The organism is Paracoccus marinaquae (genome assembly GCF_018860165.1).
Classification (GTDB): Bacteria; Pseudomonadota; Alphaproteobacteria; order Rhodobacterales; family Rhodobacteraceae; genus Paracoccus; species Paracoccus marinaquae.
Genome location: NZ_JAHKNG010000008.1, coordinates 65,702 through 86,978 on the forward strand (window position 1 = coordinate 65,702; position 21,277 = coordinate 86,978).

At 66.4% G+C, this 21,277-nt stretch carries 20 protein-coding genes; 14 read left to right on the forward strand and 6 right to left on the reverse strand.

All coding sequences use genetic code 11. The annotated features are described in order from the left end of the window. Positions 1-124: 124 nt before the first annotated feature. Positions 125-1,255 (forward strand): tRNA guanosine(34) transglycosylase Tgt, encoded by a 1,131-nt coding sequence (gene tgt / locus KNW02_RS06840; protein ID WP_216032516.1) that lies wholly within the window; start codon positions 125-127, stop codon positions 1,253-1,255. On the opposite strand, the gene KNW02_RS06845 is transcribed toward tgt, so the two are convergent. Then, a complete protein-coding gene (locus KNW02_RS06845) occupies positions 1,256-1,708 on the reverse strand; it encodes a hypothetical protein (RefSeq protein WP_216032517.1) in 453 nt (150 codons plus the stop codon). It abuts the gene before it with no gap. Positions 1,709-1,881: 173 nt separating this feature from the next. On the opposite strand from KNW02_RS06845, the gene rnd reads away from it, so the two are divergent. Next, complete coding sequence (gene rnd / locus KNW02_RS06850) at positions 1,882-3,051, forward strand: ribonuclease D (protein ID WP_216032565.1); 1,170 nt, start codon at positions 1,882-1,884, stop codon at positions 3,049-3,051. A gap of 21 nt (positions 3,052-3,072) precedes the next feature. Here rnd and KNW02_RS06855 read toward each other — a convergent pair whose 3' ends face one another. Next, positions 3,073-3,849, reverse strand: a complete 777-nt coding sequence (locus tag KNW02_RS06855) for a PAS domain-containing protein (protein WP_348524692.1) — start codon at positions 3,847-3,849, stop codon at positions 3,073-3,075. A 233-nt stretch (positions 3,850-4,082) separates the two neighbouring features. Between KNW02_RS06855 and gmk the strand changes: the two genes are divergently transcribed. Genes gmk through KNW02_RS06870 form a run of 3 tightly spaced genes read left to right on the forward strand, consistent with a single transcriptional unit; the run spans position 4,083 to position 6,339 of the window. Next, the gene (gene gmk, locus KNW02_RS06860) at positions 4,083-4,715 is read left to right on the forward strand and encodes a guanylate kinase (RefSeq protein ID WP_216032519.1); all 633 of its coding nucleotides are present in this window, start codon (positions 4,083-4,085) and stop codon (positions 4,713-4,715) included. Continuing rightward, positions 4,712-5,233 (forward strand): gamma carbonic anhydrase family protein, encoded by a 522-nt coding sequence (locus KNW02_RS06865; RefSeq protein ID WP_216032520.1) that lies wholly within the window; start codon positions 4,712-4,714, stop codon positions 5,231-5,233. The genes gmk and KNW02_RS06865 overlap by 4 nt, the downstream gene beginning before the upstream one ends. After that, a complete protein-coding gene (locus KNW02_RS06870) occupies positions 5,230-6,339 on the forward strand; it encodes an ATP-binding protein (protein ID WP_216032521.1) in 1,110 nt (369 codons plus the stop codon). The genes KNW02_RS06865 and KNW02_RS06870 overlap by 4 nt, the downstream gene beginning before the upstream one ends. Positions 6,340-6,344: 5 nt before the next feature. Here KNW02_RS06870 and KNW02_RS06875 read toward each other — a convergent pair whose 3' ends face one another. After that, a complete protein-coding gene (locus KNW02_RS06875; protein ID WP_216032522.1) occupies positions 6,345-7,097 on the reverse strand; it encodes a class I SAM-dependent methyltransferase in 753 nt (250 codons plus the stop codon). A 98-nt stretch (positions 7,098-7,195) separates the two neighbouring features. Here KNW02_RS06875 and rpiA point away from each other — a divergent pair, with 98 nt between their 5' ends. From rpiA to KNW02_RS06910, 7 genes are all read left to right on the forward strand, one after another. Next, entirely contained in the window at positions 7,196-7,960 is a 765-nt protein-coding gene (gene rpiA, locus KNW02_RS06880) for a ribose-5-phosphate isomerase RpiA (protein WP_216032523.1), read from the forward strand. Further along, positions 7,957-9,336, forward strand: a complete 1,380-nt coding sequence (gene gorA, locus KNW02_RS06885; protein WP_216032524.1) for a glutathione-disulfide reductase — start codon at positions 7,957-7,959, stop codon at positions 9,334-9,336. The genes rpiA and gorA overlap by 4 nt, the downstream gene beginning before the upstream one ends. Positions 9,337-9,452: 116 nt before the next feature. Beyond that, complete coding sequence (gene hflK / locus KNW02_RS06890; RefSeq protein WP_216032525.1) at positions 9,453-10,658, forward strand: FtsH protease activity modulator HflK; 1,206 nt, start codon at positions 9,453-9,455, stop codon at positions 10,656-10,658. Between the two features lie 14 nt (positions 10,659-10,672). Beyond that, the gene (gene hflC, locus KNW02_RS06895) at positions 10,673-11,827 is read left to right on the forward strand and encodes a protease modulator HflC (protein ID WP_216032566.1); all 1,155 of its coding nucleotides are present in this window, start codon (positions 10,673-10,675) and stop codon (positions 11,825-11,827) included. A 175-nt stretch (positions 11,828-12,002) separates the two neighbouring features. Beyond that, complete coding sequence (locus tag KNW02_RS06900; RefSeq protein ID WP_216032526.1) at positions 12,003-13,565, forward strand: DegQ family serine endoprotease; 1,563 nt, start codon at positions 12,003-12,005, stop codon at positions 13,563-13,565. A gap of 113 nt (positions 13,566-13,678) precedes the next feature. Further along, the gene (locus KNW02_RS06905) at positions 13,679-14,002 is read left to right on the forward strand and encodes a 2Fe-2S iron-sulfur cluster-binding protein (protein WP_216032527.1); all 324 of its coding nucleotides are present in this window, start codon (positions 13,679-13,681) and stop codon (positions 14,000-14,002) included. A gap of 388 nt (positions 14,003-14,390) precedes the next feature. Continuing rightward, complete coding sequence (locus KNW02_RS06910) at positions 14,391-15,158, forward strand: sugar transferase (protein ID WP_252733517.1); 768 nt, start codon at positions 14,391-14,393, stop codon at positions 15,156-15,158. A 369-nt stretch (positions 15,159-15,527) separates the two neighbouring features. On the opposite strand, the gene KNW02_RS06915 is transcribed toward KNW02_RS06910, so the two are convergent. Together KNW02_RS06915 and KNW02_RS06920 are read right to left on the reverse strand one after the other, a co-directional pair. Continuing rightward, positions 15,528-16,745, reverse strand: coding sequence for a Wzz/FepE/Etk N-terminal domain-containing protein (locus KNW02_RS06915; protein WP_216032528.1), 1,218 nt, complete (start codon positions 16,743-16,745; stop codon positions 15,528-15,530). 4 nt (positions 16,746-16,749) lie between these two features. Beyond that, a complete protein-coding gene (locus KNW02_RS06920; protein ID WP_216032529.1) occupies positions 16,750-17,514 on the reverse strand; it encodes a CpsD/CapB family tyrosine-protein kinase in 765 nt (254 codons plus the stop codon). Positions 17,515-17,766: 252 nt separating this feature from the next. Here KNW02_RS06920 and KNW02_RS06925 point away from each other — a divergent pair, with 252 nt between their 5' ends. Then, positions 17,767-18,783 carry a glycosyltransferase family 2 protein gene (locus KNW02_RS06925; RefSeq protein ID WP_348524693.1) on the forward strand — a complete coding sequence of 339 codons (1,017 nt, stop codon included), beginning with the start codon at positions 17,767-17,769 and terminating at the stop codon, positions 18,781-18,783. A 2-nt stretch (positions 18,784-18,785) separates the two neighbouring features. On the opposite strand, the gene KNW02_RS06930 is transcribed toward KNW02_RS06925, so the two are convergent. Next, positions 18,786-19,541 carry a WecB/TagA/CpsF family glycosyltransferase gene (locus KNW02_RS06930; RefSeq protein ID WP_216032530.1) on the reverse strand — a complete coding sequence of 252 codons (756 nt, stop codon included), beginning with the start codon at positions 19,539-19,541 and terminating at the stop codon, positions 18,786-18,788. Here KNW02_RS06930 and KNW02_RS06935 point away from each other — a divergent pair. After that, complete coding sequence (locus KNW02_RS06935; protein WP_216032531.1) at positions 19,531-21,156, forward strand: hypothetical protein; 1,626 nt, start codon at positions 19,531-19,533, stop codon at positions 21,154-21,156. The genes KNW02_RS06930 and KNW02_RS06935 overlap by 11 nt on opposite strands. Positions 21,157-21,277: the final 121 nt, after the last annotated feature.

The following is a 21,277-nucleotide window of genomic DNA, read 5'->3' on the forward strand; positions in this document are numbered from 1 at the left end:
CGTCATCCTGGCATTTCCGAGAAATTATATAGGGCAACCTCTGCCCCGGGTCCAGTCCGGCCTTGTCTTGCGATAGGGCGGCAGGATCGCTATGCACCTCCGGTTGCAGTCACAGGCCCTGAAGATGTCCGACCGTTTTTCCTTCACGCTGAACGCCACCGATGGCCAAGCACGTACCGGCGTGATCCACACCCCGCGGGGCGAGATCCGCACCCCGGCCTTCATGCCGGTCGGCACCGCCGCCACGGTCAAGGCGATGCTGCCGGAATCGGTGCGCGAGACCGGCGCCGACATTCTGCTGGGCAATACCTATCACCTGATGCTGCGCCCGGGCGCCGAGCGGATCGACCGGCTGGGCGGGCTGCACCGGTTCATGAACTGGGACCGGCCCATCCTGACCGACTCGGGCGGGTTTCAGGTCATGAGCCTCGGGCCGCTGCGCAAGCTGACCGAGGAAGGGGTGACCTTTGCCAGCCATATCGACGGCTCCAAGCATCACCTGACGCCCGAGCGCAGCATGGAGATCCAGCGGCTTCTGGGCAGCGATATCGTCATGTGTTTCGACGAATGTCCCGCGCTGCCGGCCAGTGACGAGGATGTGGCGAAATCCATGCGCATGTCGATGCGGTGGGCGCAACGCTCGCGCGATGCCTTTGGCGACCGGCCGGGGCATGCGCTGTTCGGCATCATGCAGGGCGGCGTGACCCGCGAGCTGCGCGAGGAATCGGCCGAGGCGCTGAAGGCGATCGGCTTCGATGGCTATGCCATCGGCGGGCTGGCCGTGGGCGAGGGGCAGGAGGCGATGTTCCGCACCCTCGACTATGCGCCGGGTTTTCTGCCGCAGGACAAGCCGCGTTATCTGATGGGGGTGGGCAAGCCCGACGATATCGTCGGCGCCGTCCAGCGCGGGGTCGACATGATGGATTGCGTGCTGCCCTCGCGCTCGGGCCGGACCGGGCAGGCCTGGACCCGGCGCGGCCAGATCAACATCAAGAACGCCCGTCATCAGGACGACCCGCGCCCGCTGGACGAGACCTGCACCTGCCCGGCCTGCCGCAGCTATTCGCGGGCCTACCTGCACCATGTCTTCCGCGCCGGCGAGATGATCTCGGGGATGCTGCTGACCTGGCACAACCTGCATTACTATCAGGACCTGATGGCCGGGCTGCGCGCGGCCATCGCGGAAGGCCGTCTTGATGCCTTCGTGGCGGATTTCCATGCCGCGCGCGCCGAGGGCGACATTGCGGCCCTGTGATCAGATCCCGCAGCGTTCCGCGAACAGAAGCCGCGCGGCACCGGTTCCCTTCATGTCGGATCGGAACAGTTCCAGACCGGTATCGGTGCGGCTGACCCGCATCTCGCGCCCGTCCTTGAACGCCGCCAGCCAGTCGGCGCGGACCGGGAAGGGGCCGTCGAAGCTGTCGCGTTCCGGGGTCAGCGCAACCTCGACCTGCTCGGATCTGCCATCGGGCAGGGTGATCTGCATGCTCACCTTGGTGAGGCCGTCGACGGCGCTGCGATCCATCCCGAAGGGCGCAATGCTGAGATAGAGGGTGCCGCGATCGCGGACACAGCTGATATTGACGACATATTCCCCGGCCGTGTTCCCGGTCGCGGCATAATCGTCCGTCAGCCGGTAAAGCTCCCAGGCCGGGGCCGGGGTGGCAAGGCAGGTCATCAGGGCAAGGGTCGGGAGGATCGGGCGCATGGCAGGAACTCACTGGGTGCGGGCAATGCCGCAGCCTAACCCGGCGCCGCGATTCGGAACAATGCCGGGCTGCCCATTAGGTCAACCGCTCTTCCCTTTGGCGGAATTTGGTATTATTTCATCGGGATTGGCGGATGAACCGCCCAGTCCGAAAGCATGGAATGAGCCAGAACATCACGACCATCACCCGCACCGACGATCTTGCCCTGTTCTGCGAGACCGCCAAATCCGCCCCCTATGTCACCGTCGATACCGAGTTTCTGCGCGAGCGGACCTATTGGTCGAAGCTGTGCCTGATCCAGCTGGCGATCCCGCCTGCCTCGGGCGAGGGCGATCCCGGCGGCGAGGCCGTCCTGGTCGATCCGCTGGCCGACGGGCTGTCGCTGGAGCCGCTTTACGACCTGTTCCGGCATCGCGAGACGGTCAAGGTCTTCCATGCCGCGCGGCAGGATCTGGAAATCTTCTTCCACGATGCCGGGCTGTTCCCCGAACCCCTGTTCGATACCCAGGTCGCTGCGATGGTCTGCGGCTTCGGTGAACAGGTGGGCTACGAGACGCTGGTGCGCAAGATCGCGCGGGCCAATCTCGACAAGTCCTCGCGCTTCACCGACTGGTCGCGCCGGCCGCTGTCGGAGGCGCAGAAATCCTATGCGCTGGCCGATGTGACGCATCTGCGGGTGATCTACGAATTCCTCGCCGCCGAGTTGAAGAAGAACGACCGCGAAAGCTGGCTGACCGAGGAAGTCGCCGTACTCGAGAACCCCGAAACCTATATCACCCGCCCCGACGAGGCCTGGCTGAAGGTGCGCACCCGCACCAACTCGCCCCGTTTCCTGGCGATCCTGCGCGAACTGGCGCAGTTCCGCGAGACCCATGCGCAGGACCGCGACATCCCGCGTTCGCGCGTGTTCAAGGATGATGCGATGATCGAGATCGCCTCGACCAAGCCGGCGAGCGAGGCCGATCTGGGACGCTCGCGGCTTCTGCTGCGCGAGGCGCGCAAGGGCGAGATCGCGACAGGTATCCTGGCGGCGGTCAAGGCCGGGCTCGAGGCGACGGAACTGCCGCAGCCGAAGAAGGAAGAGCCGGGCAGGCCCGGCAATGCGGCGCTGTCCGATCTGCTGCGGGTCCTGCTCAAGGCCAAGGCGGATGCGGCGGGGGTCGCGCCCAAGCTGATCGCCTCCGCCGCCGATCTCGATGCGATCGCCACGGGCGAGCGCGATCTGCCGGCGCTTCAGGGCTGGCGGGCCGAGGTCTTTGGCCGGGACGCCCTGCGGCTGGCGGCAGGCGAGATCGCGCTGTCGGCCCGCGGCGGCGCGGTGCGGGTGGTGCCGGCGTCCTGAGCGGCTGCCCTTCGGCCCGATCTAGTCGTTTGACGAAACCACCCGGAACATCGCCCGGCGTCGTTCGGGCGATGCGGCCGTGTCAGCGGGGGCCGGATCGCTGCATCCTTCGGGATTTTGCTGAAGTTGCGGCGGCTTTTCGGCCGCGCGCCGGGACGCGGCCGGATTTCTGGTCGGGCCCTGCGCGGAAGGCGAGGGGGAGATGGTCGTGCCGCCCTCGATGATCGGCAGAACCTGATCCTCGAGCAGGTCAAAGCGGCGCGGGGCGACGCCGGTCTCGCCCTCGGCGATCAGGCAGCCGAGGGCGCGCGTCACATCGCCCAGATCCGAGCGCAGGGGCAGCAACAGCAACCGTGCCTGCAGTTCGGGGCGGGCATATTCGGCCTTTGCATGCAGGCGCAGCTCGGCGATCTGCGGTGCCCGGAAGACGCTTTCCAGCACATCCGAGAACCGGCCGCGCGACCTGGGGTTGACGAAGGCGCAGGCCGGCATGCCGCGCACCTCCATGCCCATCAGGTCGATGAGGTGGCGCCCGGCTAAACGGAACCGCGCCGCGCCCGGCGCGATCCGTTCAAGGATGAAGGCATGGTCCAGCGCCCGATGGATGCCGCGCGGTTCGATATCCGAGCGCGCCGGCACCGCCCGTCCGCGGCGCAGGCTCTGCCAGTATTCGCGCACCTCGATCAGGATGCGGCCCGGCTGGTCGCGGTCGAAATCGGCCAGCCGCAGCAACTGGGCCGATTGCCGGGCCGGTTGATGCGGTGCAAGCTGATCGTCCTTGCCTTGCCTGTCGGGCACGTCGAAAACCTCGTAACCTTTTGACCGGGCGTGCCGGTCAAACAACCCGGCCATCCCGTTCGGGCAGAATACGCCAGAACCGGCAGCCTCGCCGAGTCGTTTCCTAACGAATGGTTAAGGCATTGCCGCGACGGGCGCCACCACCCTTGACCGGCGGCGATTGGGGCAGGGGTTGACGCTCTGGCGCGGCTGGTCCATTTCCGCAAGCGCTTCACGTCGCAGGAAGGACGCACATGGACCGGACCGGGTTGCTGATCATCCTGTCATCGCCCTCCGGTGCGGGGAAATCGACGCTGGCGCGGCGGCTGATGGACTGGGACCGGCGGTTGCGGTTTTCGGTTTCGGCCACGACACGCCCGCCGCGGCCGGGCGAGATTGACGGTCAACACTATTATTTTACCACCCCCGACCGGTTCCGCAGGCTGGTCGCCGAGGGCGGGATGCTGGAGCATGCCGAGGTCTTCGGCAATTTCTATGGCAGCCCCCGAGAGCCCGTCGAGGTGGCCATGCGCGAGGGGCGCGACACCTTGTTCGACGTGGACTGGCAGGGCGGCCAGCAGATTCGCGCGTCGGCCCTGGGGCAGAATGTGGTGTCGATCTTCGTGCTGCCGCCATCGCTGCCGGAACTTGAACGGCGGCTGCGCGGTCGCGGGCAGGACAGCGACGAGGTGATCGCCGGCCGGATGCAGAAGAGCCGGGCCGAGATCAGCCATTGGGCGGAATATGACTATGTGCTGGTGAACGAGGATCTGGATGCCACCGAGGCGCAGATGCGCGCCATCCTGACCGCCGAGCGGATGCGCCGCAGCCGGCAGACGGGGCTGGGATCCTTTGTGCGCACGCTGATGGAGGAGGAGAGGACATGATCTGGGAACTCGATGGCGTCCGGCCGCAACTTGCCGGGGATGCGTGGGTCGCGCCCGACGCCCAGCTGATGGGACGGGTGGTCCTGGAGGAGGGTGCCTCGGTCTGGTGGGGGGCGGTGCTGCGCGGGGATAACGAGGAAATCCGCATCGGCCGCCGCAGCAATGTGCAGGATCTCTGCGTGTTCCACACCGATCCGGGCTATCCGCTGATCGTCGGGCCGGATTGCACCATCGGGCATCGCGCGATCCTGCATGGCTGCCGGATCGGGGCGGGGGCGTTGATCGGCATGGGGGCCACCATCCTGAACGGGGCGAAGATCGGCGCGGGGGCGCTGATCGGCGCCGGCGCGCTGATCGCCGAGGGAAAGGAAATCCCCGACGGCGCGCTGGTCATGGGGGCGCCGGGCAAGGTCGTGCGCATGCTGGATGACGAGGCGCGGGCGGGCCTGCTGAAATCCGCCGAGCGCTATCGCGAGAATGCCGCGCGTTTCCGCGCCGGGCTGCGGCCGGTGGAATGACGCAGGGCGCGCAACGGCGCGTGGCGGGGTTGCTGGAGGCGATCCCGGTGCCGACGCTGGCGGTGGACGAACGCGCCCGGGTGATCGGGGCCAATGCCGCCGCCCGGGGGCTGTTCGGAAGCGATTTCACCAGCCAGCCCTTCGTCAATGTCATGCGCCATCCTTCGGTGGTCGAGGCCGTCGACTGGGCGGTCGATCCGCACAATCACGACCAGCCGCCCTCGGATCCGGCGTTGCCGGCGCCGCCCGAGGGCGTGCTCCGGCTGCGGGCCGCGATCCTGGCGGATGGCCGTGACGTGGCGGCCGAGATCACGGTCTCGCCATTGCCGCCTGCGCTGGCACGGGGCGCGATGATCGTCGTCCTGGACCAGTCCGTGACCGAGGAGGCCGAGCAGGTGCGGCGCGATTTCGTGGCCAATGTCAGCCACGAGTTGAAGACGCCGCTGACGGCGATGATCGGTTTCATCGACACCCTGCGCGGCCCCGCCCGCGACGACGCCAGGGCCCGCGACCGTTTCCTCGACATCATGGAGAGCGAGGCCGGAAGGATGAACCGGCTGGTCAGCGATCTTCTGTCGCTGAGCCGGGTGCAGTCCGAGGAACGCCGCCGTCCCTCGTCCGAGGTCGATCTGCCGATGCTTTTGCGTGGGGTTCTGGCCACGCTGGCCCAGGCCATCGCCGCCGCGGATGTCCGGGTCGAGACCGAGGGCCTCGACGGCAGCGCCCGCCTGCCGGGAGATCCCGACCAGCTGGTGCAGGTGTTCCAGAACCTGATCGAGAACGCGCTGAAATACGGCCGCACGGGGGGCTATCTGGGCGTCGGGATGCGGCGCATCGACCATGATCCGCGGCTGCGCGGCCCGGCATGGGCGGTTGATATCTCGGACCGGGGCGAGGGCATCGACGAGATGCACCTGCCGCGCCTGACCGAACGGTTCTATCGGGTGGACACGCACCGGTCGCGCGCGCAGGGCGGCACCGGGCTGGGGCTGGCCATCGTCAAGCATATCGTCAACCGCCATCGCGGCCGCCTGAAGATCGACAGTGTCCGGGGCGAGGGCAGCCGCTTCACCGTGATCCTGCCCGAGAGCCTGACGCGGACCTGATCGGCTCAGATCCTGCCGACGCGCATGTTGATGGGCCAGGTCACCGCCACCGGCTGGGTCCAGAGCCCGGACAGATCCTGAATGAAGGCCTCGGCAATGTCGGGCCGGCCCGCCTCCTGCGCCTTGCGCAGCGATGACCAGGTCGACAGATAGCCCAGAAAGGCGTCGAAATCCCAGTTCAGACGGATCGCCAGGGCCGGGGCGTCGAGTTCATCGAAGGGAAACGCGATTCCGGCATAGCCCGAATCGACCAGGCCACGCTCGGGCGGCCAATAGGGGCCGATCTCGTCGCGGTAGAAGCGGATGAAGCGCTGGTGCAGCGGCTCGGATGCCAGTTCGAGAACGCCATAGCTGATCAGCGCGATGACGGCGCCGGGTTTGGCGATCCTTCGTGCCTCGGCATAAAATGCCGGCAGGTCGAACCAATGCGCCGCCTGCGCCGCCGTGATCAGGCTGGCGCAGCCATCCGGCAGCGGCAGCCTCTCGGCCGGCGCGCAAAGATAGTCGATGCGCGCGTCGCCCGCCGCATTGGCCAGTTGGTCGGCGCTTGGATCGATGCCGGTCACCCGGTCGAAATGCGCCGCCAGCCGGGTCGTCAGCTGGCCATTGCCGCAGCCCACATCCACCGCCAGGCCGCGATCCGGGGCAAGTCCGGCCAGCCATGGCGCCAGATCTGCCGGATAGGTCGGGCGGAACTGCGCATAGGACCGGCCGCCCCGGTCGAACCAGTTGGTCGTGGATTTCGCCTGCTGTGGCATGGGTCCTCCTTCTTCGGTCACGGAAACGGGCTGATCCCCTCGCCCTTGCCCGCACCATGGCCTATATAGCGCCGAACCCCGACCGAGAGGAGCCTTCGATGTCGCAATCTTCGCAACCCGATCCGGCCAAGCTGGCGGCCTCGCGCGCGGCGGTGGCGCTGGTCGAGGACGGCATGAGACTGGGCCTCGGGACCGGCTCGACCGCCAGCATCATGGTGCAGGTGCTGGCCGAGCGGGTGAAGGCCGAGGGGCTGTCGCTGCGCTGTGCGGCGACCTCGAAGGCGACGGCGGAACTGGCGGAAAGCCTTGGCATCGGGATCGAAACGCTGGACCAGATCGGCTGGCTTGACCTGACCATCGACGGCGCCGACGAGGTCGATCCCGACCTGCATCTGATCAAGGGCGGCGGCGGCGCGCATCTGCGCGAGAAGATCGTGGCGGCGGCCAGCGACCGGATGGTGGTGATCGCCGATCCCGGCAAGGTGGTCGATCAGCTGGGCGCCTTTCCGCTGCCGGTCGAGGTGCTGCAGTTCGGCTTCGAATCCAGCCGCAAGCTGATCCGCCATGTGCTGGACGGGCAGGGTCTTGGCGCCCATGACGTGCTGCAGCGGCTGCGGGGCAGCGAGCCCTGGGTGACGGATGAGGGCAATTTCATCCTCGACCTGCATCTGGGGGCGATCGACGACCCGGTGGCGCTGGCGCGCGGGCTGGCGACGGTGCCGGGCGTGGTCGAACACGGGCTGTTTCTGGGCATGTGCGATCTGGCGATCATCGGCAAGCCCGATGGCGGCGTGGTCGAGTTGAACCGCGATGCCGATCTGGATGCCGATCTGCTGGCCGGCGAGGCGGAGGCCGGGCTGTGAGTTTTGATTATGATCTTTTCGTGATCGGCGGCGGCTCGGGCGGGGTGCGCGCGGCGCGGATCGCTGCGGGCGAGCATGGCGCCCGTGTCGGGCTGGCCGAGGAAAGCCGCATGGGCGGCACCTGCGTCATTCGCGGCTGCGTGCCGAAGAAGCTGATGGTCTATGCCTCGAACGCGCCGCTGATGGCCGAAGAGATGCGCGGCTATGGCTGGGGCGAGGCCACCAGCGGCGCATTCGACTGGCAGATCTTCCGCCGGAAGCTGCATGCCGAACTGGACCGGCTGGAGCGGGCCTATACGACCAATGCCGAAAAGGCCGGGGTCGAGATCCATCACCAGCGCGCCCGGCTGGCCGATCATCACACGGTGGAACTGGCCGACGGCACCCGCAAGACCGCCAAGCATATCCTGATCGCGGTCGGCGGGCGCCCTTCTAAGATCGGGATACCGGGCGAGGAACTGGGCCTGATCTCGGACGATCTGTTCCTGCTCGAACAACTGCCGCGCCGGGCGCTGCTGATCGGCGGCGGCTTCATCGCCTGCGAATTCGCCACCATCCTGAACGGGCTGGGGGTCGAGACGGTGCAGGCCTATCGCGGCGACGCGGTTTTGCGCGGCTTTGACCGCGAGGCGCGCGAGATGGCCTCCGAGCAGTTGCGGCAGATCGGCGTCGATCTGCGGCTGGGCCGGTCGCCCAAGCGGCTGGAAAAGGCCGGCGAACGGGTCCGGGCGCAGTTCGACGATGACAGCGAGGACACGTTCGACGCAGTCTTCTTCGCCACCGGGCGTGATCCCTATACGCGCGATCTGGGGCTGGAAAACACCGGCCTGCGGCTGAAGGAAAACGGCGCCATCGAGGTCGACGCGTGGTCGCAGACCCCGGTGCCCTCGATCTTCGCGGTGGGCGATGTGACCGACCGGGTGAACCTGACCCCGGTGGCGATCCGCGAGGGCCATTCCTTCGCCGACACGGTCTTCGGGGCCAGGCCGCGCAAGGTCAGCCATGATCCGGTCGCCAGTGCCGTCTATCTGCGCCCCTGTGAACTGGGCACGATCGGGCTGACCGAGGAACAGGCCATGGCCCGCGGGCCGGTCGATGTCTACAGCGCCGTGTTCCGGCCGATGCGGTCGATGTTCGCGGGATCGGAATCGCGCACGATGATGAAGCTGCTGGTCGATCCCGAGACCGACCGGGTGCTGGGCTGCCACATCTTCGGCCCCGAGGCGGGCGAGATGATCCAGTTGGCTGCGATCCCGATCACCATGGGGGCTACCAAGGCCGATTTTGACGCGACCATGGCGGTCCATCCGACGGCGGCGGAAGAACTGGTGACCATGCGCCAGCCCAGCCGGCGGCATGCCGGGGCGGGTAACTGAAAGATGACCCGGCGCGGCCCCTTGCCGCAGCCGGACGGGGCGGGGCGCAGGGTTGACATTTGGCCCCCCGCCCCCAGTTTGCGACAGACAGGCTAGCAGGAAAGAAGGTCGAGCGGATGGCAAATCAGGGCCCTTGGGGCGGCGGCGGAAATGGCGGCGGGGATGACGGGGACCGCGACAAGCGTCCCCCGAACCAGCCTTGGGGCGACCAGCAGCCCCCGCGGGGACCGCGCCGGCCCGGTTCGGGCGAGCCGCAGATGCCCGAGATCGAAGAACTGATGAAGAAGGGGCAGGAGCGTCTGCGCGTGCTGATGGGCGGGCGCGGCGGCGGCGGCCCGACCGGCGGCGGGGGCGGCGGTGGCCGGTCGTCGGGGCCGAGCTTCGGGTTCAACCGCTCGACCCTGGTTCTGGTCGGCCTTGTCGCCCTGGGCCTCTGGGCCTTTTCCAGCTTCTATCGCGTGCAGACCAACGAAAAGAGCGTCGAGTTCCTGTTCGGCCGCGCCGTGGCGGTCGGCACCGAGGGTCTGAACTTCGCGCCCTTCCCCTTTGTCACCGCCGAGGTGGTGCCGGTCACCAACGAACGTGTGACCGAGATCGGCACCGGCCGTTCGGGCCCGATGGACAGCGGGCTGATGCTGACCCGTGACCAGAACATCGTGGACATGGAATATCAGGTGGTCTGGAACATCTCGGACCCCGAAAAGTACCTGTTCAACCTGGCCGATCCTTCCGACACGATCCGTGCGGTGTCGGAATCCGCCATGCGCGACATCATCGCGCGTTCGGAACTGGCGCCGATCCTGAACCGTGACCGCGGCGCCATCGCCAATGACCTGAAGGATGCGGTGCAGCGCACGCTCGACGCCTATCAGTCGGGGATCAACGTGGTTCGCGTCAACCTCGACCGTGCCGACCCGCCGGGCGAAGTGATCGACGCCTTCCGCGAGGTGCAGGCCGCGCAGCAGGAACGCGACCGGCTGGAGAAAGAGGCCGATGCCTATGCCAACCGGGTTCTGGCCCAGGCCCGCGGTGACGCGGCGGCGATGCTGGAACAGGCCGAGGCCTATCGCGCCGAGGCGGTGAACACCGCGCAGGGTGAAGCCGCGCGCTTCAACTCGATCTATGACGAATATGTGAAGGCGCCCGAAGTGACCCGCCGGCGCATGTATCTGGAAACCATGGAGCAGGTTCTGGGCGATGTCGACAAGGTGATCCTTGACGATACCGGCGGCCAGGGCGGCTCGGGCGTGGTGCCCTATCTGCCGCTTGACCAGCTGCGCCGTTCGGGCGGCGGCGACACTTCCACCGGAGGGACGAACTGATGGCTCGCCGCAAGATACGCATGTCCGCCCTCGTGGTGCCCGCCCTCGTCGTCGCGGTGGTCGTGGCCATGGCCGCGATCTTCATCGTGGACGAACGCGAAAAGGCACTGGTGCTGCGGCTCGGCCGCGTCGTCGATGTGCAGGAGGCGCCGGGCCTTGGCGTCAAGGTGCCCTTCCTCGACAACGTGGTGAAATATGACGACCGGATCCTTGGTCTGCCGACCTCGCCGCTGGAGGTGACGCCGCTGGATGATCGCCGTCTGGTCGTGGACGCCTTCGCGCGCTGGCGGATCACCGATCCGGTCCGCTTCCGTCAGGCGGTGGGCACCGGTGGCATCCCGGCCGCGCTTGGCCGGCTTGAGCCGATCGTGAACGCCGCCATCCGCGAGGTGCTGGGTGCGGTGCCCTCGACCACGGTCCTGTCGGATGACCGAACCGCGCTGATGAACCAGATCCGCGACGAGGCACGCAACAACTCGGCGGGTCTGGGGGTCGAGATCATCGACGTTCGCCTGACCCGGACCGACCTGCCCGAGCAGAACCTGAACGCCACCTATGCACGGATGCGGGCCGAGCGTCAGCGCGAGGCCGCCGACGAGATCGCCCGCGGTGGCGAGGCCGCGCAGCGGGTCCGCGCCGCCGCCGACCGGACCGTGGTGGAACTGACCTCCGAGGCGCAGAAGCGGGCCGAGATCGTGCGTGGTGAGGCCGATGCGCAACGCAACGCCATCTATGCCGACGCCTTTGGACGCGATCCCGAGTTCTTCGCCTTCACCCGCTCGATGACCTCTTATGAGCGGGCGTTGAAGGGCGAGAACAGCAGTCTCGTGCTGCAGCCGGATGGTGAGTTCTTCAGCTATCTGCGCGATGACGGCGCCAGCCGCGCCAATCCCAGGCCGAACCCGGCCCCGGCCCGGTCGCCGGCTGGCGCGGACGCCGACCCGGCGGCTGCCGCCCCAAGCGACGAGGATCTGGTCACGCCGACGGTGACGGACCGCGAGGGCAATCCCTTGGGCGAATCCGCCGGCGTCAAGCTGACCCCGGTTCCCGAAAGCCTGGCTGCCCCGCCCGAAACACCCTCTGCGGTCGTGCCGCCGGCCGCCCCGGCCGAGGCCGAGGAGGCCGCCAGCGATGCCGGAGAGGATGGCGGCGAGACCGTGCAGAACTAGAAGACCGGAAGGGGCGGACCGAAGGGTCCGCCCCTTGCTGTAACAAAAGTCACGATCTGTTCACTGTCCGAGAGCGTGGTTTATTTGCAACGAGCCCCCAAGTTCCTTTCAAGTCACTTCCACTGACGGGGCGGGGACGTTCCGCGACAGATTCCGAAAGATGAGGATATTCAGCATGAAGACGCTTTCTCCCCGGCACCTGCTGACCGCCTCGGCGATTGCCGTCACGGTTGGTCTTGGCTTCGCCGGAGCGCAGCAGGTGACCACCGATGTCTCGCCCGAGGCCAGCCAGAAGGCTCAGGAGGCGGCGAACAACAACCAGCCGCTGGGGGCGGCCGTGACCGAGGATCGCAGCCAGCAGGTGATGCCCGGCAGCTTTGCCGATCTGGTCGAGCAGGTGGCCCCGGCCGTGGTGAATATCACCACCAGTTCCGTGGTCGCCGCACCGGCGGGCGGGCCGGGACAGATGTTCCCCGAGGGCAGCCCGTTCTCGGATCTGTTCCGCGAGTTCGGCTTTCCGGACATGCCCGGACAGGATGGCCGGCAGGGCCGCCGCGCGCCGCAGCGTTCGAATGCGCTCGGCTCCGGTTTCGTGATCTCGGCCGATGGCTATATCGTGACCAACAACCATGTCATCGACGGCGCCGACGAGATCGAGATCGAGTTCTATTCGGGCGAGACGCTGCCCGCCAAGGTGGTCGGGACCGACCCCAATACCGATGTCGCGGTGCTGAAGGTCGAAAGCGACGAGGCAATCCCCTTCGTCAGGTTCGGCGATTCCGATGATGCACGGGTCGGCGACTGGGTGCTGGCGCTTGGCAACCCGCTGGGGCAGGGCTTTTCGGCCAGTTCGGGCATCGTCTCGGCCCGCAACCGCGAATTGTCGGGCACTTACGACGACTACCTGCAGACCGATGCGGCCATCAACCGTGGCAATTCCGGCGGCCCGCTGTTCAATCTCAGCGGCGAGGTGATCGGCATCAACACCGCGATCCTGTCGCCAAATGGCGGCTCGATCGGCATCGGCTTCTCGATGGCCTCGAACGTGGTTTCTAATGTTGTTGATCAACTGCGCGAATTCGGCGAAACCCGCCGCGGCTGGCTGGGCGTCAAGATCCAGGACCTGACCCCCGATATGGCCGAGGCCCTGGGGATGGACAGTGAATCCGGCGCGATGGTGACCGATGTTCCCGACGGTCCGGCCAAGGATGCCGGCATGCTGGCGGGCGACGTGATCACCAGCTTTGACGGGGTCAGGGTCGAGGATACCCGCGGCCTGGTCCGCAGCGTCGCCGAGGCCCCGTCCGGTCAGGCGGTCGAGGTGATCGTGCAGCGCGGCGGCAGCGAGCAGGTGCTGAGCGTGACCCTGGGACGTCGCGAACTGGCCGAAGGCAACGCCGCCGAGGTCAGCCCCGAGACGCCGGGCGAATCCGAATTGCTGGGCATGACGCTGGCCACGCTGACGCCCGAACTGGCCGCCGAGCTTGGCGTGTCGCGCGACATGCAGGGGCTGGTGGTCAAGTCGGTCGATCCCGAAGGCGTTGCCGCCGACAAGGGCCTGATCGCGGGCGACATCATCACCGAGGCTGGCCTGCCGCAGCAGCCGGTGTCCAGTCTTGCGGATCTCGATGCCCGTATCGACGAGGCGCGCGAGGCCGGGCGCAAGTCGCTGATGGTATTGATCCGGCGCGCGGGCGAGCCGCGCTTTGTCGCGCTGCCGGTCGACGAGGCCGGCTAGGCCGGACCCGCCGGCATCGGCTGACGGACAGGATGGGGGCGGGCGATCGAGCCCGCCCCTTTTCATTGCCGGCCGGATGGCCTATCTGGCCAGCAGCAAGGGAATATCGAGCCATGGCGAAAATCACCTATATCGAGCATAACGGGACCCGGCACGAAGTCGATGTAAAGCCCGGAATGACGGTCATGGAGGGCGCCCGCGACAACGGCATCCCCGGGATCGAGGCCGATTGCGGTGGCGCCTGCGCCTGTTCGACCTGCCATGTCTATGTCGATCCGGCCTGGATCGACCGGCTGCCGCCGCGTGATCCGATGGAAGAGGACATGCTGGATTTCGCCTATGAGCCCGATCCGGATCGCTCGCGGCTGACCTGCCAGATCAAGGTCACGGAAGACCTGGACGGGCTGATCGTGCAGATGCCCGAGCGCCAGATCTGATCCTGCCGGACCGGCCGCTGCTGGTCCTCTCACGTTCCCTGATCCTGCCGCCAAGCCGCCTCAGGGCAGGGCTGGCGCCCGCACATGGATCCTCGCCGTGGCTTCTGGTTGGCGCCCCGAGTCTCAATTGATTCCCGATCAATCGAGTCGTGTCTTCGAATCGCGATCTGTCGCGAGATGCTTCCGACCTGAGCTGCACAACCCTCAGTAGAATTCCATATCGTTCCACGCATCAGGGGAGAATTCTGCATGATCACCTGTCCCAAAAGTCAGGTCATTTCGAAATTTATTAAAGCTTTAGCCATGGGCGGAAACGTGCCGAGGTGCTATTCTCGCCTCTGTAGAAGACGTCACCTTTCCCGTTTGAAGACGGCGCCAAAGCCAGATTTTGGCGAACGGTAGCGTTTGGCCGGATTTCCAGCATGTGCTGGCGTCGCGGAGGCGGAGCAAGGTGTCGGTTGTGAATGGTGTCGACAATATGACGTTGGGAAATCAAATGGTTGCCGTTGTTTCTGTTTCGGGCGCAAAGATTGTCAAACAGTCGAAGCCCTGGTTCTATCGCAAGCTTCTCAAGCGGCCGCTGGATGTGCTTCTGGTTGTTCTGGGCGCCCCCTTTATAGTGCCGATCGTGCTTGTTCTGGCGTTTATCGTCCTGCGGGAGGGCGGAAATCCCTTCTATTCGCAAGAGCGGATCGGGCGCCATGGCAAGCGCTATCGCATGTGGAAGCTGCGCAGCATGGTCGTGGATGCCGATCAGCGGCTTTCTGCCTATCTCGCGGAAAATCCCGAAGCCCGGCGCGAATGGGAAGAAACCCAGAAACTGCGCGATGATCCGCGCGTGACCCGTTTCGGGCGTCTGCTGCGTCGCAGTTCGATGGATGAACTGCCGCAGCTTTGGAACGTTCTGAAAGGCGACATGAGCCTGATCGGCCCGCGTCCGATGCTGCCCGAGCAGGAGCAGATGTATATCGGCGAGGGCTATTACCGGTTGCGCCCGGGCATTACCGGTTTCTGGCAGACGACCGGCCGGAACGCCACCAGCTTCGCCGACCGGGCCTGGTACGATGACCGCTACGAGCGCAGCCTCACTTTGGGTGGGGATGCCGCGATCCTGATGCGCACCTTCGGCGTCGTGATGCGCGCCACGGGCTGCTGACCAAGCCTACTGCAGGCAATGACGGTCCTTTGTGGCACCGGCCTCCGCTTTGGAGGCCGGTCCTATGCTTTTCGATGACCGAGAGGGACGCGACTGATGCGGGGGCTGTCAGGTCCGTCGCGCCGATCCGCTGTTCAGCCTGATCGCAAAGTTCGCGTTGCCCTTGCAGGTGGGGCCGGCCTGCGGGAGCGGACGTTCCGGCGGGGCTGGTCGAGGCGCGACCCAATCCACTCTGCGCAGGCGGCTTGACGCTACCGAACCACCGGACAGCGATCACGGCCCGCCAAGGAGCAAGCCCCCCGATCTTGCGGCGGTTGAAGGCGGCCGGGAAAAAAAATGGAGCGGAATGCCGCGCCGACCTGTTCGCTGTCAGTCCTTGCGCGGTTCGGGGATCTTCGGGATGGTCACCACCGGGCGCAGTCCGGCGCCGCGCTCGACCTGTCCGGCCGAGCGCAGGACGGGCTTCAGCAGTTCCAGAAGCAAGGCCAGCCCCAGGGCCAATGCCATCGATCCGGCGAGACCGAAGACCATGATCTTCTTGCGGCCCGAGGACAGCGGGTAATCCGGCTTGACTGCGGCCTCCAGCAGGATGAACTGTTCGCCCTCCTGCTCGGCATTCAGGCGTTGGGCGGTTTCGGCTGCGGCGCGGCGGCCGCTCATCTCGGCCTGTTGTTCGCGCAACTGTCCCAGCCGGCGCTGATAGGCTTCAAGCTGCGCCTCGGCATTGACGCTGCGCCGGCCCGAGGCCAGAATTTCCGTGATCCGTTCCTGCAACTGCTGCTGGCGGGTGCTTAGCAGTTCGATCCTGTCCTCCTGCCGGTCAGCATCGCGGCGCTCGACGGTGCTGAGATTGCCCTTGGCGGTCAGGTCGTCATACCTGCTTCGGGCCTCCAGCAGGTCGCCGGAAATCTCGTTCAACTCGTTGTCGATCGTGCTCAGCTCGCTCGGGCGATTGTCCAGTGCCGTCGGAAGGATATCCAGATTATCGTTGCGGAACGCGGCCATCTCGTCCTCGACCAGGTCGATCTGACGGGCGATCCGGGCCTCTTCGCGGCCGTAGAACTCAAGTGTCTCGCGTGCCCGCTCGGTCTGGGTGCTGGCGTTCAGTTCCAGAACACTTCTGGCCATCTCATTGGCCATGTCGGCAGCCAGTTCGCCGGTGGACATGGTGGCGGTGACGCGCAGAACGCCCGGCCATTGTCCGCTTCCGAAATTCTGCCCGCCGGTCACCGGCTCGATACGGAACGAGCGGCGCAGAATTTCGACCTTCAGCGCCTCCGACATCTGGGGCGAATCCGCAAAGAGATCGAACTTGTCGATCAGGGACAGGATGTTGTCGCGCACCATCAGCCGCGCCTGCACCAGCTGCAGCCAGTAGCTTGCCGGGATACCCACGCTGCCACGCGGCCCCTCGGAGAGCGAGCTTGGGGTCTCGATCTGCAGGACGGCCGATGCCGCATAGCTGCGCGGCTGGCTCATCGCGATGTGATAGCTGAAAGCGGTTCCGGCAAGAATGGTGGTGCCGATGATCCAGCGGCGACGCCACAGCATCGCCACAATATCGCTGACCGATCCAAGGCTACCCATTCTTCTATCCTCTCTTCCACCAGCCGAACCAGCGCTGGCGAATGTTCTGGGCGATGTCCATCAATGACCTGCGGACGTCGCCACGGTTCAGGACCACGGCGACCAGCCGGGTTCTGCCGCTTAACATTTCCTCGGCCGCACGGATCTGCGCGGCGGTGTTCATGGTGCCGTCGGTGACCAGCAGGACACCGTCCAGTTGCGGCAGGAACGACAAGGTGTCGTCGCGCCCCAGGATCGGCGGCAGGTCGTAGATCTCGACCGTCGGCGTGAATGTCTGGCGCAACTCCCGCAGGGCGGCCCCGGTGCGGACGTCCTGAAGAATTTCGGCGCTGCCCTCCGAGGGCTGCGTGTTCAGCAACAGCGCCAGATTCTGACCGTAGCGGCGCAGGTGATCGGCCGCCGGTTGCGCGCCGGTCAGGATCTCGGACAGTGGTGCCGGGGCATTGGCGCCGAACAGCCGGGCAAGTCCCGGGCGGCGCAGGTTCATGTCGGCCAGCAGGACGCGGGTATCCGCCCGCCGCGCCATGGCCAGCGCCAGATTGGCCGCGACGAACGAGGTGCCGGCGCCCGGGGTCGGCGCCGAAACGCCAAGCCGCAGGATGCCATGTTCCTCCATGACCCCCGACAGCAGCGTGCGCAGCAGGTCGAAACGGCTGGTGATGTCGTCGTCGCGGCTGACGGCAAACAGCTTGTGGCGCCGCATCGTCGCCGCATCGCCACGCAGGGCCTTGATTTCGGACCAGGCCTGCGCCGGCCCGGCTGTCGACACATCACTGCTGCCGCGATCCAGCCGAAGCCGCGCGACCTTGTTTTGCGCCCGGGGCGCGGGCGCGTTTGTCAGCGCCGATTGGGGCGTCTCAGAATTCATTACTCACTACCCAATCCATACCATTGAAACGCAGTCTGGACTAAACATGGCTTGCCTAACAGATCCTGTCTGGGAATCAATTTATACAATAGAACAAGTATGGTGTCCTTTTTCGCAATGTTAAGGCGTTGCGAGGTGCGAGGTAAGCGGATCGTGACGACGAAGAAGGGGGCAGCCAGGCCCAGGATCATTGTCGGCGCGACCGATGCGGTGGCCATCGGACGCAACGAGGGGCAGCGGCTGGTGGATTGCCTCGCGTCGCTGAACCGGGCCGGGATGCGGCGGATCGTCTATGTGGACAGCGGCTCGAGCGATGGCAGCACCCTGGCGGCCGAGGCCGCCGGTGCCCAGGTGATCGCGCTGGACATGGATCGTCCCTTCACCGCGGCACGCGCGCGCAATGCCGGCCTGGCGGCGATCCTGGCGCGGGACAGGGTTCCCGAATATGTGCATTTCATCGACGGAGATTGCGTGCTGCAACCCGATTGGCTGGCCCTGGCCCGCGGCTTTCTGGACAGCCATACCGAGGCGGTGGTGGCCTGCGGGCGCCGGCGGGAACGCCATCCGCAGGTCTCGGTCTTCAACCGTCTTTGCGATGTCGAGTGGAACACGCCGGCAGGGCAGGCATTGGCCTGCGGCGGCGATGCGCTGATGCGGGTGACGGCTTTGGAGGCCGTAGGCGGTTACCGCGAGGATCTGATCGCCGGAGAAGAACCGGAGCTGTGCCTGCGCCTGCGCCGCGCGGGTGGGCAGGTCTGGCGGCTGGAGGGTGAGATGACCCTGCATGACGCCGCGATGACGCGCCTGTCGCAATGGTGGCGGCGAACCAGACGGGCGGGGTATGCCTTTGCCGAAGGGGCCGCGTTGCACGGGGCACCGCCGGATCGCCACTGGGTGGCGGAAACGCGGCGGGCGCTGATCTGGGGCGCGCTGCTGCCGCTGGTGATCCTGCTGGCGCTGTTTGTCTCGCCGCCGCTGGCGCTGTTGCTGGTGCTGGCCTATCCGGCACAGGTCCTGCGTCTGGCGGCGCGGCGCGGTCTGTCGCAACGCCTGTCATGGGAGGTCGCGGGCTTCACCGTTCTGGGCAAGTTTGCCGAGGCGCAGGGGGTGATCTCGTACTGGCTGAACCGGTTGCGCGGCCGGCGGGGCGGGCTGATCGAATACAAGTGAGGCTATTTTCCGGGCCGCTGGCGCAGCGCGTTGACGGCTTCGCCCGGCAGGATCACGGCGCAGCGGGCATAGCGTGGCAGCAACCGGCGCGGTGCCGACAGCATCCGCCAGACCCATTCCATCGCGATCCTGCGCACCCAGATCGGCGCTCGGCGCTGGTTCCCGGCAAGGAAGTCCAGCCCTGCGCCGACCGAGACGAAGCCGACCGATGGCGCGTCGCGCCGGCCCCGTGCCGCCAGGCATTCCTGCTTTGGGGCGCCGAGGGCGACGAAACACAGCCTTGCGCCGCTGCCCTCGACCTGATGCAGCAACGCGCCGGCGTCTTCGGAGCCGGGCTCGAACCCCATCGGCGGGGCGATACGCAGGACGATCCGCGCCTTCGGCACCTCCTGCATGATCCGATCGGCGGCAGCAGCGAGCGCGGTATCGGTGCTGCCGATCAGGGCGATGGGCCGGGCCTCCTCTGCGGCCAGCCGCGCCAGCGGGATGACCAGATCCGATCCGGGCACCAGGGCCACCGGCTGCCGGGCCAGACGCGACAACCAGACGATCGGATTGCCGTCCGCAACCACCAGATCCTGCGCCGCATAAGCGTCGCGAAAGGCGGCGTCGCTGCGCAGTTTCACCAGATGATCCAGATTGATCGTGGCAAGCGCGAACCCCTCGCCGGCGCGGAAGCGGCGGGCAAGTTCGGCCATCAGGGCCGGTCGGTCGGGGATGTTCACGCGGATCGTGCGGTCGCTGTAGGTGAAATGCATCCTGAGTGCCGTCTTGGGGCGCCGCGTCCCGAGGGTCTGCCGGCAGTCATGCCGTTATCTGGCATTTTTGATCGAACGGGGCAATCGTCGGCGCTTTGTTGCCGGCCGGCTTTGTGTTAGTACTGCCCGGGTTACGAGTTCTGGTTCCCTTCGATCTGGTCCGATGCCCAATAGTCTCGCCTATCTGATGCTGACCCTCTGGCCCGCCGTCACGCTGGCCATGTATCTCTGGATGCCGCCGCGCTCGGCCGTCATCTGGTCCATTCTGGCAGGCTATATGTTGCTGCCGGCGGCAACCACGCTGGACCTGCCGGGATTGCCCGGCCTCAACAAGTACAGCATCCCCTCGCTTTTCGGCTATGTTTACGCGTCCCTGATCCTCGGCCGGATCATTCCGCTGTTTCCGGAGACCAGACTGGGCCGTATCTTCTGCGTGATGCTGTTGCTGGCGCCGTTTCTGACCGTCGCCACGAATCGCGATCTGATCTTCGTCACCCGCGACAATGTTCTGCCCGCGCTGCGCCTCTACGACGCGGTTTCGGTGCTGCTCGGACAGTTGGGAACATTGTGCATCTGGGCGCTGGCGCGCGACATCCTGTCCGATGCCAGGGCGTTGCGGCAGGTGGTGACGGCGATTGTGGTCGCCTTCCTGTGGTACTCGGTGCCAATGCTTTATGAAGTGCGGATGTCGCCGCAACTGCACATCATGATCTACGGGTTCTTCCAGCACGACTTCATGCAGATGATGAGGCAGGGTGGATTCCGGCCGATCGTGTTCCTGGAACATGGGCTGCTGGTCGCGATCCTGACCGCGATGTCGGCCATGCTGGCCGTGGTTCTCGCGCGCAGTGCGCCCCGAGAAGATGCGAATCGCTGGTATCTTGCGGCGGCGTATCTGCTGGTGGTCCTCGTCCTTTGCAAGAGCATGGCGGCGCTGGTTTACGCAATCTTCCTCATGCCGATGCTGCTGATCCTCAGCCCGCGCAGGCTGATGCAGATCGCGATGGGGATGGGGGTCGTGATCCTCAGCTATCCGATCTTGCGCACGCTGGATGTCATCCCGACTGACTGGATGGCCGAAATGGCCGGGCGTATGTCCGCGGACCGTGCGCAGTCGCTGCAGTTCCGTTTCGACAATGAAGATGCATTGCTGGCCCATGCGATGCAACGACCCCTGTTCGGATGGGGGGGGTGGGCGCGTGCCGTCGTCCATGATCCGGTAACGGGCCAGGATATCTCGGTTGCCGATGGTCTGTGGGTGATTTCCATGGGATACGGCGGGTTCTTCAGCTTTATCGCCCAGTTCGGACTTCTTCTGCTGCCCGTGTTCCTTCTTGGACGTGCCCACCGCGCCGCCGGACGCGAAGTTGGCATTCTCGCCGCTGGCGTCTCGCTCGTGCTGGCGCTGAACATGGTCGATCTGCTGCCCAATGCGAGCATTACGCCGGTGACATGGCTGATTTCGGGCTCGCTTCTCGGCTATCTCGAGGCCCTGCGGCGTGCTGCCCCCGATGCAGATCAGGCGCAGGCGGGATCGGTGCCGGTCGCGCGCAAGCGGGCCGCCTTTGCCGGGCTGGTCGGGGTGCCCTCGCATGGCCCGCGCAGCCTGCTTTAGCTGCCGTCGGGCGAGGCCGCCCACAGGACACGTCCTCCTCGGGAAGGTCGATGGGCAGGATCGCCCAGACGGGTCAGCGACGGAAGGTGGCCCCTGCCGCAGTCGATGATGCCGCTTGAGC